A 17687-nucleotide genomic window follows, 5' to 3' on the forward strand; every position below is an offset into this window, starting at 1 on the left:
TTTGACTTTTTTTTAGTTATGAACAAGAAAAGGGAATAAGTACCCTTTTCTGTTGTTCATTCTTTTTTGCTTTTTTGTCTTGACTTACTCAGGTCCGTTTGTCAAATTCCACATCAAACTTGTTTCGTATGCCCCTACACCTGCACGTGCGGGTACATCTAGTGTGACATTCCCCATCCCCATGGAAATCACACCAGCATCGGCCTCTTGATTATCTGCTTGTGCAAAAACTTCATCTTCTGTATTGATAATTAGTCCACCTGAAGCAGTCGTAACACCATAGTCATTGTTTGCCACATGTGGATTCAGCATCATAACAGAGCCGTCCATGAATGCTGTTGCTTGACGAACCGTCAATGTCCAACCGTCTCGTTCCCCACGAATATCTTCTACCGTGACCATGTTTTCAAATTCTTGTCCTTCCATGCCGGAATCCAGATGTGCAGTCAACCGTTGTGCTTCCGTTGAGAACTCTGTGCTTCCAAAATCAAGTGATGAAACATATCGGATAGATAATCCATCACCACGCTCCGGATTTGTTTCTTCTGGATCAATCGGTGGTTCTGGATTTTCTGGGTCAATTGGTGGAATCCCTGGTTTTTCTGGGTCAACCGGTGGAATCGTAATCTCTGCTGTGACCGAAGAATTTGCATCAAGAGGTCCATCATAAGTCGTAGCGGAAACTTGGACACCTGTTCCTACTAGTATTGCCATTAAGGTAGCTGTGCTCATTAATTTGATTGATTTCATCTTTTTCCTGCTTTCTAATCTTTATTTTTCTAAGTTTGTTGTTTTAAATACTTTTTTCATAAGGAGTTTTAGCTTGAGTTACCAAATGTTTAGCCCAACGGACCGTCTGTTAATTCCCAGATGATCGTTGTTGTATATTCACCTGAAGCATAATCTTCTCCAGGAATAACTAATTGAACAGCTTGATCTGGTTGTGCCATTCCCATAGAAATCGTGTGACGAGCATACGGTACTTGACCAGCTTCCGCAAAGGTTGTTGCATTAGTGCTTAATGAAATTTCTCCGCCAGGCTCAATGCCAAAGTCTTCTTGATTACTACTATGAACATATGGATTCATTTTGATTTCTGCACCATCTAAGAAATCAGCTTCGTACCGAACCGTTAAAGCCCAGCCTTGACGTTGCGCATCTGCGCGTCGATCTTGAACGGAAACCATTGGTGAAAAAACTTGTCCTGCTTTATCTACATCATCTGCAGCATCAATCACTTGTTCTTCACCATTCAACACAACTGTGCCAAAATCTAAAGGAGATACATACAAAACATCTAGTAAACCAGGTTCTGGATTTGGCTTTTCTGGGTCAATTGGTGGTTCTGGCACCTCCGGATCAATCGGTGGAATGACAATTTCTCCATCATCTTCAATCAATACTCGTACAGAACTCTCTGCTTTTCCTGCTTCTGGAAACTCGGTTGTAGCTTGTGCAACAACACTACCTCCTGTAATAGCTAAAATACCGACAGCTGTTAATCCAATTTTTTTCATTATTCCTGTTCCTTCTTTCTTTTTCTAGTTTTGATTAAATATGCTCCACTCAACAGTAGTAATACACCGCTAAAGAAGAACTTGTTATTTGCAATGCTCCCTGTTTTGGGAAGCAAATTGTTCTCGTTATTGACCAACTTACTATCTTGCGGATTGATGATTCTCACACGTACTTCAGATTCTCTTTGGACCGTTGTTCTGGCATTTACCTCTGAGGTATAACCCAAACTCAGCGTACAAAGAAGTGCTAGAAAACATGAACGAATAAATTTACACACTGTTTTCCTCCCATCTTCTTTTTAGCAACTTAATTACCAACAAATGACATCTCGCTCAATTTCATCAATATATTCAATCGATAAAATTCTTCCCATACGAGCAGACAAAACTTTTTTGATTTCTGCTTCAGTCATTTCTGGCTCAAATGCAAAAGCTCGTTCTACATGTAACATCCCACCATTTTTTCTTTGACTACAAAATCCCACACGATAAACATTAATATTTTTCATTTCCATACTGCCCATATTATCCCCCCTTTCGCATTATGGTGGTGGCTGGCGAATCAAGTACCTCAACTCTATAATTTATGTTAGCAAGCACTCGAAATTTCCGCATTTTTCTTTTGTCCGAAATTGTCCATTTTTCTGTAGCAAGGAGGAAATTTGCTTTTTTAACGACCAAAACCAGCCATTTATTCCTAAATAGCTGGCCAAATGATTTTAAATGAAATTTATTCAGTCAGGACTAGTAAGATAAGCCATTTTGTTTTTCTATAAAACAAAAACCTCTTTTGCTCACACAAAAGAGGTTCCAGACTATAAATAAAGTCCCAAAAAAGGGGTGACATCTACAGTTTTTTTATTTTACACTCAATACACGAAAGCGTTTTAAATAAATACGGAAGAAACATGTCAAAACACTCAATGAATGAAATAAATCAATACATGATGGTTTCCTTGTTGGGAAAAGTCACAGTGCATACGGGGCTAAAAGAAAAGCCTTCATCTTTCTTTTTTTTACTTTGATACTAAGACAAAAAATACGTTCAACTCTCTATTTTCTAAATGTTGAACGTATTTGTCTACAGTCTGAGGGACTATCTATTGAAGGTAGTCCCTTTTATCACGTAATAAATAAAGAGCTTAGCATCTAAATCAGCTAAGCTCTTTCAACACCATCTATTCTTGCAAACTTACCTTTAAAGCTTTAACCTCAGTAAGTGTCATCAAAACCAGCAAACTAACTAGATAAATACTACTTAAAAAAATGATAACTGCGGTCAAATCATAATGATCCATCAAAAAACCAATAATAATAGAAGAAAAACCACCAACTGCACGTCCTAAGTTCATAATGAAATTATTCGCAGTTGCTCTAATTTCAGTTGGATATAAACTACTAATAATTGCACCGTACCCGCCATACATGCCGTTGATAAAATAGCCAACGACAACTGCAGCTGCGATTAAACTCCACTGACTGTGAGCCATTACCAGTAGGAATACTGACAATGAAGAACAAATCAAAAATAACGTAAATGCAGTTCTAGGTCCTAATTTGTCCATAATGATACCAAAAGTCAACATTCCTAGTGACATCCCTGCAATCGTACTAACCATCCATATTGAAGAACCTGAGACAGATAAACCTAATTGTTTCTGCATAATGGAAGGTAACCAATTCATCAAACCAAAGTAACCAGCAATTTGCACTGTCACCATGATACTTAGACCAATTGTTTGCCAGGCTAGTTTCTTTGTTTCAAATAGATTAATCAGTTTCGTTGGTTTACCAGTCACTCGCTTTTTCTGGAATTCCTCTGGTTCCTTCAATCCTCGACGTATAAATAAAACCATTAGTACTGGCAGTACCCCAATAACATACAACATTTTCCAACCTAGCAAAGGAATAACGAGAGCTGCTAAAATAGCTGCTAAAGCAGCCCCTACCTGAGCGCCAATTCCTGCAATCGAAGAAGCTCTTCCAATTTGTTTTTTCGAAAAGCTTTCAGAAATTAAGGACATACATGCGCCATATTCTCCTCCTGCACCAATCCCTGCGATAAAACGAAAAAGATAAACGAGATAGATATTTGAAGCAAAAAACATCAATAATGAAGCAATTGAGAATAAAATGACTGTTTGTGAGAATACTTTTACTCGTCCATATTTATCTGCCATGAGCCCAAAAAAAATACCTCCAACGAGCATCCCCAAATTAGTGATTGTAGCGATCATTCCCGCCTGTGTTCCACTAATATGAAAAGTTGCAATCATTGAAGATAAAGAAAAAGCTAAAAACATGATATCCATATTTTCTAATGCGATTCCCGCTGATGTTGACAATAAAACTTTCCGTTGATACTTTGACATTTCACCTTACCCCTTTTCCTGAAAAATAACCCTAAATTATCGAAATTATACATATAAACGAAAGAAAATGCAAGTACTTTTGAATTTTAAATTGAGTATAATTTCAGCAATCCAAGTATTATGAATAAACGACTCACTCATAACTGTCGCTAATTAGTGCTTTAACTGACTAAATAGTCAATGAATTGTTGCAAGCTTGTCGGTATAGTGATTTCAAATAAAAAAAAGCTTTTCACTTGAAGGTTCCTCCTCTCCTAACTGATTATTCTATTAAATAAATGAGTATGGTTGAATTAACTGTTGCGTAATTCAACCATACTCATTTTCTCATTATATATTGCGGTAAACTGCTAATCTTAGCTGGTGATTTTACACCTTCATCACCAGCGATAGTTGTCCTTAAATCTACATAACTTTGCAAAGAAACATCTTTTAAATAAAATGAAGTTTTCCATCACTAACTTCGGCATTTAGAATCAAAATTTCAAATCCTGCAATCGAATTGGCTAAGCAAATTTTCCCAGTTTAGTTTTTTTCAGGATCTACATCATTAATCACCTCAAAAATTGTCCGATTATTTCTCGTGATTCTACATTCTAATTCTAACTGTATTGCTATTTTCACCTGCTATATCACTAACTATTAATCTTAGATACAAAATACATCATTAAAATAATAGAGTGTTGAGCGTGTTTGTCTACAGTCTGAATCTCTTTTGCTCACACAAAAGAGATTCATTATTTTCTTAATTAATATTCAAATTGACGATAATAACGACGAATATCTAGTGGATGACAATTTAGTTTTTCAACGTGAGCATCAATTCGTTGTGTCACGCAGTGCATCAATAAATGAGATAATACTCTCCCTCTATTTTTTTCACTAATTCCTTCGATAGAATAGTCTTTTGAATCAATAAACGTATAATTTCCACAGATACGCGGTAATAGTTTTTTTACGCGTTCAGCTAGTGGCCGTTGCTCATCTTCGCCTAGGAATAAAGTTACTGGTGTTGTTTCATCAACGATTTCTAATGTGCCATGTAAAAATTCAGCTGCATGAATTGACTTGGATCGCAACCAACTTTGTTCTTCCCAATAACACATTGCATACGAATATACGCCTCCCCATTGATTACCAGCACCAATGAAATAATGCATTGCATCGTGGCGATGTTTTTCCGCGAACGCTTGACCAAAAGTATCTGCCTGCTTTTCTGCCTCAACTAATCCTTTGGCTAAATGACCTTCTAGTTCCGCATAATATTCTTCATAGTCAGGAAAATCACCATTGTTATTCATTAGTCGATCAGCTACCATAAAGAATTTGATTTGTTCTGTACCAGGTGCAGGATAAATGATTACATAGTCACAGCTTTCAGCAAGTGATGTATCTTTCGTATCAATAAATCCTACTAATGTTGCCCCAACTTTTTTGATTTCATTAACTGCTTTAACAACTTCTTCCGTTGTTCCTGTAACAGATGACAAAATCACAAGTGAATCTTTCGTTAATCTCCGATTTCCTGTCGTATAATATTCGGCAGCATGTTGAACGTAAACCGGTAAATTACTATGTCCCTTAATGTACGTTTCCGCTTGTAGTGCTGAAGCGTATGTTCCTCCAATTCCTAAATAAAAAATGTTATCATATCCTTTTTCGCAAATCTTATCTACGATTTGCTCTACGTGTGGACGTAAGTTTAATGCACCTTGAATATCATCAACTTGTTTTTGTTCATTAAATTTCAACATTTTTAACTCTCCTCAACTTTTTCTATTTTACTTTTTAATACTGAATCAAAATCATTAAAAATTCGTTTGCTTAAATCTATCCCTTTGGTTGTGGCTATCCGATAAGCTAATACTTGAAACGGAATAACTAGTAGTAGTGGAGAAAACTCCTCAGAAACAGCAATATTCAATGCCAGAGTATCACTATCAGGGCTGTCCTCTGTTGTAATCTTGAACAATTTACCAACATAATTAGCCATATAATTTGCTAATGCGTATGACCGACTTTTGTTACAACTTGGCGTTTCAACAAAAAACAGTGTATGTTCCCAGTTTGCCTCCAAATAAGGACCGTGCATGTATGACTCTAGCTCAAATCCTTGGCTAGGACGACGAACTGTTTCAGTGAATTTCGTTTCAAATTCTTTTACCGTTCCCCAATTTGGTCCATAACCTAATGCAACGAATCTTCCACCAAGTTTCAATATTTTCTCGTGTTGTTCAAAAAAAGCATTCGACTGGTCAATCACTCCTTGAAAATGACTGATTAGCTCATATAATTCTTTTTTTAATTCGTTTAGTCTGTGACTATCAATCTGTTTTTTAGAAACGCCAACACGAATGGCAAGTAGCATAAGATGTAACACCGTTGCTGAAAAACCTTTTGTCACAAACCCTACTGTCTCAACTCCCATATTCAAATCAATTACATAATCAGCTACTTGTGCAATGGGACTTGTTACATCACTTGTTAAAATAATTTGTTGTATCTCACTACTTTTTAAGTTTTTGATAGCATCCACAGTAGAAGCACTTTTCCCGCTTTGTGAAACACCGATGATCGTATCTGTTCCCGCTATCAGTCGTCCATAATGATTAAAATGATACGGCTCTTCAATCACAATCGTAGCATCAGCTATTTTTTCAAATGCCATTTTAGCGGATAAACACGCATTATACGAAGATCCTGTAGCCAAAATTGTCACTGTTTTCAGCTTTGTCAATCTGGGATCTAACGTAAAATCATACTCATCTAAAATTTTAGACAGTGCTTTTTGTTCCTCATTGATATAGTGAAGCATTGTCATTGGTTCCATTTTATTTCCCCCATTCTAAAAAAAGCCGACCCATGAACCAAAAATCCCAAAGATAGCTAAGCCTAATAAAATCGTTAATGCTTTGACTTCCTTTTTAAGTAAGTAAAAGACCACACCGAAAGCGCCAAGCGATAAAATTTGAGGAACAATATCGTCAAAAATACTTTGAACTGTTACTGCATTTTCTCCTGTGCCAATTTTTAATGGAATATTGATATCAATCATTGAAGCTGTCATTCCTCCCACTACCATCAAACCAATGATCGACGCTCCCAATGTCAAACTTCCCATCATGCCATTTTCTTGAATTTTCTTTAAGAACCCTGTTCCCAATTTGTATCCCCAAGATGTTGCAAAATAACGAAATAGTAAATGAGGTATGTTGAAAATAAGTATAAATAGAATAGGTCCTAATATATTTCCTTGCATTGCTAACGAAGTACCTACACCAGTAGCAATTAAACGTAGTGTTCCCCAAAAGAAAGAATCGCCGATACCTGCCAATGGTCCCATAAGTGAGGTTTTGATATTATCAATCGTGGACACATCAAAATTGGGATCGTTGGCATTTTCTTCTTCCATAGCTGCATTGATTCCTAAAATCAGCGTAACAATGTGTGGTGTTGTATTGAAAAACTCCAAATGACGTCTCAAAGCATTGGCCATTTCGTTCTTAGTTTTGTAAAGTTTTTTCAAAATAGGAATCATTGCATAACAATAAGCAAGATTCATTTGTCGCTCATAATTCCAAGAAAATTCCATCTGAAATGAACGCCAAAATACTTTGCTCAGATCTTTCTTAGTGATTTTCAACTCATTATTCTCATTAGAAATCATCATCAACTATCCCTCCTGTTGAAGTTTGGGCACTGTTTTCTTGATTACCACGTACATTCATAATGTTAACAACTACGACTGCTACGATAGCGCCAAAAATTGCGATTCCAGTAACTGGAATTTCTAGATAAGCAGCTAAAGCAAAACCTAGGAAAAAATACGGTGCTACTTCTTTATTGATTAAAAGTCGTGCGAGCATAGCAAATCCAAGTGCTGGAATCAATCCCGTCGCTACAGATAATCCATGCTGAATGAAATCAGGAATCATGTTTAATAAATCACCGATTGTTTTACTACCCACCACAAATGAAACCATGACCACTAAACCTAGCATCAATGATAGACCAAACCCTGCAGTCAAATGCATTCGCTCAACACCTTTATAGTTTCCTTCTAGAGCGTATTTGTCCGCTTTTTGGTTCATGATTGGAATCAAAAGGCCAAGATAGACGTTCTTTAAAATCAAAGTCAATGTCGCAATAGGTAAGCCCAATAGCAAAGCTGTTTCGGGTCCCGCATCAGCAGTAATTGCGAAAGCTGTTCCCAACACACCACCAGTAACAACATCTGGTGGAATCGCTGCACCAACAGAAAATGAACCGATAAATGCTAATTCTAGAGTAGCTCCCATAACGATTCCAGTCTTCAAATCACCTAATACTAGTCCAGTAAATAGACCTGTAACGATTGGCCGTGACAGTAATGATGTTCCTAATGCATATTCCGACTGGGCAATAAATGCAACGAGTCCGAGTAAAATTGCTTGAATGAACATTTTTCTTCAACCTTTCTTTTAAAGAACTTCAGTAACAATAACTTTTTTATCAGATGGTACTTGTCGTATTTCTACTTCGATTCCTTTATCGACCATTTCTGCTAATAGATCTTCTTCTTCCGGTAAAACATTGACTGCCTTACCCAGACTTCGCGTTCCTTCTTTTGCTTTGATTCCACCCAAATTGATTTTTTTGATTTCTGGATAGCCTTCTGCTAATTTCTTGGCATCAGCAATTGACTCCACTACAATAAAAAGTTTGTACTTATCTGTCACACCACTTTGTAATGCTGAAATTGAATCTTCGATATTTTTGATAACCAACTTTACTCCTTGTGGTTTAGCTAACTTGATTGTCGTTTTCCGAATTTCATTTGTTGGTACATCATCATTTGCAATCAAAATACAATCTGCCCCCAACCCTTGTGTCCAAGAAAATGCCACTTGTCCATGTAATAAACGGTGATCCACTCTTGTTAATAAAATCATTATTTTTCCTCCATTTATTTAATGATTTAAAACTCTTCTTCCTCTACTTCGTTGCTGATTAATGAATTACAAAACAGAATCGTTTGTTTCGTTTTCTCTAAAGTTTCTTTAATTAAACTTGAGAGTGATTCTGTTATTTGAAACTGCATAGTTAACTCAATTAAAAAAGGTAAATTCATTCCTGTAACTAAATAAAAATTGTCTTGTTGAATATACGTTAAAAATTCATTGTTCACACTCCCACCAAATAAATCCGTCACAACTACTAACTGATGATCTTGGTGACGTTCCATTATTTTTTTGACTTCTTTTTCTAAATTAAACTCTTCACTCAAGTAGCAATCTAGTGTTTCAATTTCTTTTTCTCCACAAATCAAATCCAAAGAAGATTTTATCCCCGATGCTAACTTTCCATGTGATGCTAAAATCAGCTTTCTTTTCAATAATGTTCACCTCTCCGTCCTTTACAGTTAAATAAAAGCAAGCAGCGTGCCAACTTTAGTGGCGTACTGCTTACTTTTCTAAAATTCTTCAGTTTTCATTGAGGTGTCCGTGTTTCTATAGACGATATCAAAAATATAAGCAACTTCAGAATCTGGAATCACGACACTATAATCACGTTCAATGACACTAAAAGCTTTCTTAAGGCTCTTCAAGCGTTCCTTTTGACACTGATCAAATACCAAGGGTCCTTCATAAGTTTCGATTGGGATATTTCGAATCAAACGCTCAATCAGACAGCTAACATGGACATATAGTGCTAATTTTTTTGCATTTGATAACTGAATCAAGTTAACTAATTCCAGGTCGCGTATAAATAAATCAATTTCACTCATCACTTTATCCGTATCAAGAATCGTGACTGAATCAATCACTCTTTCTAATGAAAAATTGCGGACGATGTTTGTATTAAAAATCTGCTTTTCTTCTGGTGTCATCACTTGACTTAGCCACTCATTCAATTTCTGATGCTCATCTCCTGAAATCAGTTCTTCTAAAGATAGGTATGCTACACCTTCAATCGCTGGATCATCTGTACCAATAATCCCTAAGACGTCATAAACAGAAAAAACAATCTCATTTACTTTTCTTTCATTTAAAATCCGATATTCTTGTGGCAAAATTTTTAGTTTGCAGGAATTAGGTAAACTTTTTTCTAATAACTGACTAATCTTAGTTGCCGTTCCGATACCTGTTTGACAAGTGGTTAACAAGGCTTTTGGTCGATTTTCCTCTGGATAGATGATCTCCCAATCAAAATGTACTTTATCAACAGACTCACTTGCAATTTCATTTAAAGTTCGTTGGTTCTTAATGTTTTCACCTACTAAAATCGCTAGTGGCGTTGTCACATTGTTCATAATGACAATTGGTACATTGATTTGCTTCGGAAAATACTGATAGATCTCTTTGAGGCTGCCCATATCCACTAAAATGACTAGTCCATTAGAAATATCATTGTTTTCACTGTATACTAGGATTTCTTCTGCAATTTGCTGTGGCGTTACATCTAAAGACATATCAAATGATTCAAAAATATTATGTTCTAAAAAACGGTTCGCAACATTTGCAATACTACTAGCTGTCGCATAACCATGGGCGACAATAATTGCTTTCGGTATTCCCTGTTTTTTGGTCCAATCTGCTTTTTTTAAATATAGGGTCAGAACGATTCGATCCATTACTGATACTTCAATATCGACCTTTGGTTTGCATAACTCAAGGATTCTTTCAACATAATGATAGCTTGCTGGATAGGCTTCCAAGAGCTGTGCTTCCAGTTGATAGACTAATCCCATAATCTGTCGATCCTCAGGTATCCAACGACTAGCACCACGTTGAAATAAATAATAGCCAACTGCGTATACACTATTTCCGTTAAACTTTATCTGATAAGCATTTTCCATTTGTTGAAAAGTTTCACGAACATATTGCGTTAGGTATAGCAATGTCTCATGTTTTTGGTTACGGTCTGTTTTAAATAGCAAATAGTCAAATAACCGATCAACTATTTCTTTTAATTTTAAATGGCACTCGTTCAAATGCCCGTTAGATTTTTGATATTCTAAAATGATAGTTGATAAAAAGTCATCCACTTTTTTTTGATTATGCGTATTTGGCATCATTAAATGTTCTACTTTAGATTCACTATGAATGACTATTTCTTCTGGAAATGATGTTTGTAAGTTGTAACTATGTTGCGAAAACAATCTTTCTGGTAGCTGATAAATGGTCAATTTGATTGGCTGTTCTTTCATCGATTCAGAGAAAGCTTTAGCCACCATGACCTTAATAATATTTTTTAATTCCCCAATATTCCCTTTAAATTTTCCATTAGCCAGTAATTCAAGTGTTTGACCACTAATCAAAAGATCGCGTTTGATTTTTGTTTGTTCATTAATCAGAAAAGAATAAATTAACTCGACTCGTTCATTCTTCTCTCGCTGTTGTAGTGAAGGAATTGTCACTTGGATCGGGATTCGCCGAATAAATGTATTTAAGAAATTACTAGTTAGCTCTTCTGTTGTTGCAAAAAATAACCTTGTTTGAACATTAATTGGATTACTTGTATCTCCCATTCGATAAATTAAATGCTGATCTAAATAAGTAAATAATTTTTCTTGACCTTCAGCAGTCAAGCGATGCACTTCATCTAAAAATAAAATCCCGCCATTTGCTAATTCAAATGCGCCTTTGCGATCGTCATTCGCCCCAGTATAAGCCCCTCTCACATGTCCAAAAAGATTACTAGTCAGAAGTTCAGGATTATTCGCATATTGTGCACAATTCAATGTCACAAAAGGTGCGTCTTCTGCGATAAGATCATTTTGGATACAGTAATGATGAATCAATTTAACCAAATAGCTTTTTCCTGTACCACTTTCTCCATTAATCAGGACAGGTAATCCACCATCAGGATAGTTAAGCGCTGCTTTGATTTGTTCAATTACTTGATGCAAACTCTTATCGTGACCGATTAGAAGAGAAAATAAATCTTGTTTTTTACCAAACAAGGGTTGCTCAGATAAAATTTGTTTAGCGCTTTCATAATAGTTTGTGTGCAAAGTAAAAAACTGTTTTTCGAATGCTTCTTTGTGAAAATAATAAACTGGGCGTGAATTTATCTTCACTAACTCACCAGTTTCTGTCATAAGATTTAAATATTGGCTAACTGTATTTCGTTTCACTTTAAATATTTCAGCCAACTTTGAAGCAGTGAAGATATCACTTAAATCATTCAAATTGAGAAATGCCGTTTGGTTCTTCAAATAATTCAACAATTCTTCTTTCATGTACTCCCCCCCTTCTCTTTATAATAGAAAAAAAGCCTTCAAAGTCAATCCTTGTTTTTCTTTAGAAAAGTAGCTAATTATCATATATTAGTTGCTTCAAATGCGTTACCTTCCTATTCCCTTCTGGAAATAAATCCACAAACTATAACCATTCTCCTGCTCATTTTCAAGAGATTGCCTTTTAATTTTCATTTTTTTATTTTCAATCAGGTGGCTAATTCATAAAAGAATTGGACTGGAACAAAAGTAACCTAAATAGAAAAACGCCCAAAATTCGTTTTGAAAACGATAATTTTAGGCGTTTTTTAAATTGGAAAATGTGTTAAGAACGGCTGGATTTTAATTTTGTCCCTGTCTTGTCTTTTACTTATTTTACAACTACTGCATATTTTCTTGCATTGTAAATATTCTCAAATGTTGTTCGGCTTAGCCAATATGAGCCACTGATTGGATCAGAAACATGAACTTGATTACTGCCCTTGTTGTAGCCATCGAGTGTTACTGCGTGATTATTATTGGCTGCTACCCCAAAATTCCAGTTACCCCAGCGTATTGGTTGGAAATTAATCGTTACCCAAGCAACAACTGGGTTCCCGCTTTTCACTTCATTTAAAAGAATATTCATCGAACTTCCAGAAATGTTTTGAACATTGCCATACTTTTGTCCCCAAGTTGTTAATGGTGCAGGATAGATTGCGGAATAGGTCCAAGAATTTTCTACAAAAGGACTGCCAACAAAACCAGTATTTGGATTTCCATTTGTAGATTTAGGAATCGTATTTAAAAATTGAGTTAAGCTCCAGTTAGTGATTTTTCCTTTGTATTGTAAAGCTTGCAGTAATGAAGCACCCTCACAACCGCTTGGGGCACCTAAAGCGTATTGATTGTAATTTTTTACACCAAGAAGCTTATAGTCATCATTCGTTTGTTGGCCATTCCCTACCGCATACCAACCTACACCTTCATAGTTCCAGCCTTGTTTACTAATCACATTTTTCTCGTTTTCGTCTAGCGTGTAATGATGCAAGTTGACCCGTTTACTATACAGACGGCTAACGGGGATTCCATTTGTGCCAGTGTAAGAGTACCAACCAATGCCTTCATACTTCCAACCATATTTAGTGATATTGTCGCGCTCTTTCGCATTTAGCGTGTAAAAATGTTCCCCATTGTAACGGTTGTACAAACGATAAACAGGTGCACCAGTTGTTGGCGCTTGCCAGCCGACTCCTTCATAGTTCCAGCCAATTTTTCTCAGTTTATCACGCTCACCAGTATCTCTTGTGTAAAAATGTTCCCCACTATAGGGATTGAATAAACGATACATCGGAAATGTTTGAACAGAACTTTGAATCGCACTTCGCGCATAAAGACTTGATCCACCTTCTTGCAACTCTTCTTTTGGTGCCTCCGTTGCCTCTGCCTCAGCTTGACCTTCTTTGACTGGTGGTTCAACAGTTACTTGTTCCCCATTGACAATAGTTGTCTGTACTTCTTCATTCACTTGGTGTTCCTCTGTAACTGTACTACTTTTCGTTTGTTCCTCCGTATAAGTAGACATTATCGTCTGCTTATTCATTGTTGTATTCGTCGTTGTATCAATTGTTTCTTCAGCAAGAACACTTGTCGTTGCTAACATCATTGTTGACAGCAACGTCACACATACTAAATACCCTACACCCTTTTTCATTAAACTGTTCCTCCGTAAAAATATGTCTCATTTATGATAACATTCTTTTTTACATTTATAAAAAAACATGAGTGATCCAAACGGACGCATACCTGCTCTTATCTTCACATACCAGTGTTCCTTTTTTATAGGGTAACCTTCTCTTCTGTTTCTTTATATTTACTTACTTAAATAAAAAATAGCTCAAGAAACCCCGTTACTGATTTCTTAAACTATCTTTCATTTAGTCATTTTGGCGTCACATCTTCCCCAAACCATCGCTGTGACAGTTTCTGAAACTCACCTGAGGCTTCTAGTTGATCAAACGCCTGATTGATTTTTGTCACTAATGTCTGATCTGATTTTCTCGCCCCTACTGCAAAATCCTCGCTTGCATAATCTCCAGTTAAAATGTGATAATCTTGCAATTGATTTTTTTGTTTCAAATAATAATTTGCATACACACGATCCATTAATAAACCATCAATTCGACCACTTCTCAAATCAATCAATGCTTCATTAAAGCTATCATATAGAACAGCTTCCTGGTTTTTAACATAATCTTTTAGGACTTCCGGTTGCTTCGTAAAGACATCGTAACCTGATGAACCATTTTGAGCACCTAGAATCTTCCCCTTCATGTCTGCAAAACTTGTGATTTTAGAACTTTTAGGCGTTATTAAAACTTGCAGGTTTTCCATGTAAGGTTGTGTAAACTGTACTTTTTTTTCACGTGCAGGGGTTTTGGAATAGCCATTCCAAATCAGATCAATCGTTCCATTAGTCAACTCAAACTCCTTCATCGACCAGTCAATCGGTTGAAAGTTGACCTTGATTCCATATTCTTTAAACACAGCTTTAGCTAACTCGATATCAAAGCCAGTTAACTTACCATCTTTATCACGAAACCCCATCGGAACAAACGTATCGTCTAAGCCAATCGTGATTTCTTTTTCTTGATTGATTGTCGCCCAACTGTCTTCTGTTGGCTTTTGTCCACAACCAGAAAGTCCGAGTAAAATAAAAAGAACTAAAAATAATGCCTGAGTAAATTTTTTCATCTATTTTTTCTCCCTTTCTTTTACTGGTTTGGTGTTACTTTTAATAACTGATCGCTCACATTTTCTGCAAAAACTAAATCATGGGTCACGATAATTTGAGTTACACCTTCTTCTTTCAGAGATACAATCAACTTTTCAACTTGTTGACGCAACTCAGGGTCTAGTGCACTTGTTGGCTCATCGTAAGCTAACACTCTGGGATTCATAGCTAACGCGCGTGCGATTGCAACACGTTGCTTTTGCCCACCTGACAATTGGAAAGGATAGCTGTCTAATAAATCACTGATACCTAAAGACTCTGCCAGCTCTTTTGCCTTTTTGGTATACACTTCTTTTGGCTGTTTTAACACATTCTTAGGCGCTAAAGTGATGTTATCGAAAATACTTAAATGTGGGAATAATTGAAAATCTTGGAATACAACGCCTACCACTTGTTCCCGATTTTTTAGTTCCGCTGGGTTAAATGGTTCTTGATCTAAATAAAACTCACCACTATCTGCTTTTTCAAGTCCAGCTAATACACGAAGGAGGGTTGTCTTCCCACCACCAGAAGGACCAACGATAGCTAATGTCTTACCATCAGGAATGACTAAATCTAACTCTTTGATTACTTGTTTTTTACCAAATGTTTTACTTACTTTTTTTAATTCGATCATCTTTTTTCCTCCTAGCGATAATAGTTCAACTTCTCTTCTACTTGTTTCATAATCAATGTCAAGATTCCTGTCAGTGCAAGATAAATTCCTGCCACACCTAGTAATGGTAATAAACTAGCATCCCGTTCCATGGCAATTTTTCCTGCACGCATAACGTCCCCTAAACCTAAAATATAAACTAATGAAGAATCTTTCACCAAATTGATGACTTCATTTCCTACAGAAGGAAGAACAATTTTTATTACCTGTGGGATCACGATTTTCGTCACTGTTTGAAAAGGACTAAATTGTAAAACTTGTGCTGCTTCATACTGTCCTTGTGGAATAGATTGGATTCCCCCGCGAAAGATTTCGGCAAAGTATGCCGCATAATTTAATACAAAAGCTAGTAAAGCTGCTTCAAAACGATCGAAGACAATCCCAATCGTTGGTAACCCATAAAAAACAAAAATCAATTGTAAAAGTAATGGTGTTCCTCGCATAACCCAGACATACGTTTGAAGAAGATAACGAATTGGCTTAAAGTTGAGCGATAATCCTAACGCTAAAATCAATCCGAGTGGTAGTGAGCCGACTAATGTCAAACAAAATAATTTCAAGGTTGTCAGTGCTCCAACTAATAATTGCGGCATAACTTCAATTAAATCTTTCATTGTTTTTCCTCCTTTAAATAAAAAAAGCCCTCTTGGCTTGATGCCAAGAGGACGTTTACACGTGGTTCCACCTCTGTTTGCTTTTTCCTTGCAGAAAAAACCTCTAGCGGTCTTGTTTCCAGAAATTGGTGAAAAAAAAAGCCTTTGGTCATTATGACCAAAGGACGAATAAACGTGGTTCCACCTTTTTTTGTTGGCACTTCACAGTCAGCCAACCTCATCTGGTCATCAAACAATGACCGCAGCTATAACGGGCTACCCGGGTTCTCCTACTTCTCAATTTCAAAAAACCGACTCCAAGATGTGTTTCACAATTAGTTGCTATCTCTTCGCACCAACCAGAGACTCTCTAAAAACTGCTAATGGCTACTCTTCTTTTCGATGTCATTTCATTTACTTACGTGTAATTTACAGGATTAATTTTCATTTGTCAAATTTTTTTTACCTGTTAAAATAAAAATAAATGAAGGAGGTCGAATGAAATATGCCACAAGCAACTGAACAAGAAGCGTACGAGCTACTTTCTCACCTAGGAATTTCTTATCAAAAAGTGGACCATCCAGCAATTACATCTGTTAAAAATTTGACATTTGATTTACCTGGTCCTCAAGTTAAAAATTTATTGTTGAAATCAAAAAAAGGCAAGCAAATTTATCTTGTTATCTTGCCTGATGAAAAACATGCTGATTTAAAAAAGTTAGCCGATGAATTAGCCGAGAAGCGTCTTTCTTTTTTATCAGAAGAACAAATGACCCAATTATTAGGCGTTCCTGCTGGCACCCTCACGCCTTTAGCCCTTATGCACGATACCGAAAATCAAATTCAAGTAGTTATTGATGCGGCAATCGACCAAAAAGACACAGTTGGCTTTCACCCAAACATAAATACAACAACATTAATTATCGATTTTGTAGATTTCCAAAAAATTCTAAAGTATTTAAATCATCCGCCAATTTTTGAAAGTTTATAGGCATTTGAAATTAAGTAAATAAGTCTGGTTCAAATTTTCTTTATTCATATCAAACAATCTGCTGAAAAATAGCAGAAATCTTATAAAAAGCCACGCAGCTTCTCATGTAGAAGTTTGCGTGGCTTTTTTGATTTTCTTTTATTCTTTAGTTGTTTAACTAATTTTGAGCTATTATTTTTAGAAAAGTGTTCTTACTTGTTTGAAGCAAGACGTTTTGTGCCACAACCTCTATTCACGGTGTTCCCAAAACAACTCCTCCAGATAGTTTGCATCCACGGCAAAATATGAAAAGCTATTTTGCGTGTTTGCTCACTATCTTGTCGGAGCTAAGCGTTTTGCGCCACAATCTTTATTCACGTTATTCAAGAAATAACTCCTTCCAAATAAGTCCAAATTTCACAAAAATTTGAAAAGCAATTTTCGAAAATTTATTCTTGTTTATTGGAGCAGCGCACTTCTTTCACAACCTTTTTCACGGTGTTCCCAAAGCAACTTCTTCGGCAATAAGTCTTTTTTTCATAAAAACATGAGAAACTATTTTTAGAAAAAACTCCTTATTGCTTGA

The 17687-nt window shown here is 36.2% G+C and carries 17 protein-coding genes and 1 other annotated feature; of the genes, 1 reads left to right on the forward strand and 16 read right to left on the reverse strand.

Annotation, left to right across the window (positions count from 1 at the left end; all coding sequences use genetic code 11):
* Positions 1–84 precede the first annotated feature (84 nt).
* The 16 genes from IGJ93_RS10325 to IGJ93_RS10400 all read right to left on the reverse strand — a co-directional run bounded on the left by IGJ93_RS10325 (position 85) and on the right by IGJ93_RS10400 (position 16152).
* Positions 85–750, reverse strand: a complete 666-nt coding sequence (locus IGJ93_RS10325) for a WxL domain-containing protein (protein ID WP_218657927.1) — start codon at positions 748–750, stop codon at positions 85–87.
* Between the two features lie 89 nt (positions 751–839).
* On the reverse strand, positions 840–1517 hold the full coding sequence (locus tag IGJ93_RS10330; RefSeq protein ID WP_270346532.1) for a WxL domain-containing protein: 678 nt from the start codon (positions 1515–1517) through the stop codon (positions 840–842).
* On the reverse strand, positions 1517–1795 hold the full coding sequence (locus IGJ93_RS10335) for an LPXTG cell wall anchor domain-containing protein (protein ID WP_071868850.1): 279 nt from the start codon (positions 1793–1795) through the stop codon (positions 1517–1519). The genes IGJ93_RS10330 and IGJ93_RS10335 overlap by 1 nt, the downstream gene beginning before the upstream one ends.
* 33 nt (positions 1796–1828) lie before the next feature.
* Complete coding sequence (locus IGJ93_RS10340; RefSeq protein ID WP_071868849.1) at positions 1829–2041, reverse strand: hypothetical protein; 213 nt, start codon at positions 2039–2041, stop codon at positions 1829–1831.
* A 654-nt stretch (positions 2042–2695) separates the two neighbouring features.
* Positions 2696–3889, reverse strand: coding sequence for an MFS transporter (locus IGJ93_RS10345; protein WP_067482647.1), 1194 nt, complete (start codon positions 3887–3889; stop codon positions 2696–2698).
* 749 nt (positions 3890–4638) lie between these two features.
* On the reverse strand, positions 4639–5643 hold the full coding sequence (locus IGJ93_RS10350) for an SIS domain-containing protein (protein ID WP_430596937.1): 1005 nt from the start codon (positions 5641–5643) through the stop codon (positions 4639–4641).
* 2 nt (positions 5644–5645) lie between these two features.
* Positions 5646–6719, reverse strand: coding sequence for an SIS domain-containing protein (locus IGJ93_RS10355; RefSeq protein ID WP_071868847.1), 1074 nt, complete (start codon positions 6717–6719; stop codon positions 5646–5648).
* A 15-nt stretch (positions 6720–6734) separates the two neighbouring features.
* Complete coding sequence (locus IGJ93_RS10360) at positions 6735–7559, reverse strand: PTS system mannose/fructose/sorbose family transporter subunit IID (RefSeq protein WP_373270170.1); 825 nt, start codon at positions 7557–7559, stop codon at positions 6735–6737.
* Complete coding sequence (locus IGJ93_RS10365) at positions 7546–8331, reverse strand: PTS mannose/fructose/sorbose/N-acetylgalactosamine transporter subunit IIC (RefSeq protein WP_086270720.1); 786 nt, start codon at positions 8329–8331, stop codon at positions 7546–7548. The genes IGJ93_RS10360 and IGJ93_RS10365 overlap by 14 nt, the downstream gene beginning before the upstream one ends.
* 18 nt (positions 8332–8349) lie before the next feature.
* A complete protein-coding gene (locus IGJ93_RS10370) occupies positions 8350–8820 on the reverse strand; it encodes a PTS sugar transporter subunit IIB (RefSeq protein ID WP_071868845.1) in 471 nt (156 codons plus the stop codon).
* A 26-nt stretch (positions 8821–8846) separates the two neighbouring features.
* Positions 8847–9263 carry a PTS sugar transporter subunit IIA gene (locus IGJ93_RS10375; protein WP_071868844.1) on the reverse strand — a complete coding sequence of 139 codons (417 nt, stop codon included), beginning with the start codon at positions 9261–9263 and terminating at the stop codon, positions 8847–8849.
* A 78-nt stretch (positions 9264–9341) separates the two neighbouring features.
* Positions 9342–12113, reverse strand: a complete 2772-nt coding sequence (locus IGJ93_RS10380) for a sigma 54-interacting transcriptional regulator (protein WP_285701576.1) — start codon at positions 12111–12113, stop codon at positions 9342–9344.
* A 367-nt stretch (positions 12114–12480) separates the two neighbouring features.
* On the reverse strand, positions 12481–13803 hold the full coding sequence (locus IGJ93_RS10385) for a C39 family peptidase (protein ID WP_285701578.1): 1323 nt from the start codon (positions 13801–13803) through the stop codon (positions 12481–12483).
* A 227-nt stretch (positions 13804–14030) separates the two neighbouring features.
* Positions 14031–14843, reverse strand: a complete 813-nt coding sequence (locus IGJ93_RS10390; RefSeq protein WP_285701580.1) for an amino acid ABC transporter substrate-binding protein — start codon at positions 14841–14843, stop codon at positions 14031–14033.
* 20 nt (positions 14844–14863) lie between these two features.
* Positions 14864–15499 carry an amino acid ABC transporter ATP-binding protein gene (locus tag IGJ93_RS10395; protein WP_067482653.1) on the reverse strand — a complete coding sequence of 212 codons (636 nt, stop codon included), beginning with the start codon at positions 15497–15499 and terminating at the stop codon, positions 14864–14866.
* A gap of 11 nt (positions 15500–15510) precedes the next feature.
* Positions 15511–16152: an amino acid ABC transporter permease gene (locus IGJ93_RS10400; RefSeq protein WP_067482655.1), complete on the reverse strand. Its 642-nt coding sequence runs from the start codon at positions 16150–16152 to the stop codon at positions 15511–15513.
* Positions 16153–16309: 157 nt separating this feature from the next.
* Positions 16310–16543: a binding site (T-box leader), on the reverse strand.
* 93 nt (positions 16544–16636) lie between these two features.
* Here IGJ93_RS10400 and IGJ93_RS10405 point away from each other — a divergent pair.
* Positions 16637–17122, forward strand: a complete 486-nt coding sequence (locus tag IGJ93_RS10405) for a prolyl-tRNA synthetase associated domain-containing protein (RefSeq protein WP_095803803.1) — start codon at positions 16637–16639, stop codon at positions 17120–17122.
* The last annotated feature ends 565 nt before the right edge of the window (positions 17123–17687 follow it).

The organism is Enterococcus sp. DIV0174, from assembly GCF_050529065.1.
Taxonomy (GTDB): domain Bacteria; phylum Bacillota; class Bacilli; order Lactobacillales; family Enterococcaceae; genus Enterococcus_B; species Enterococcus_B thailandicus.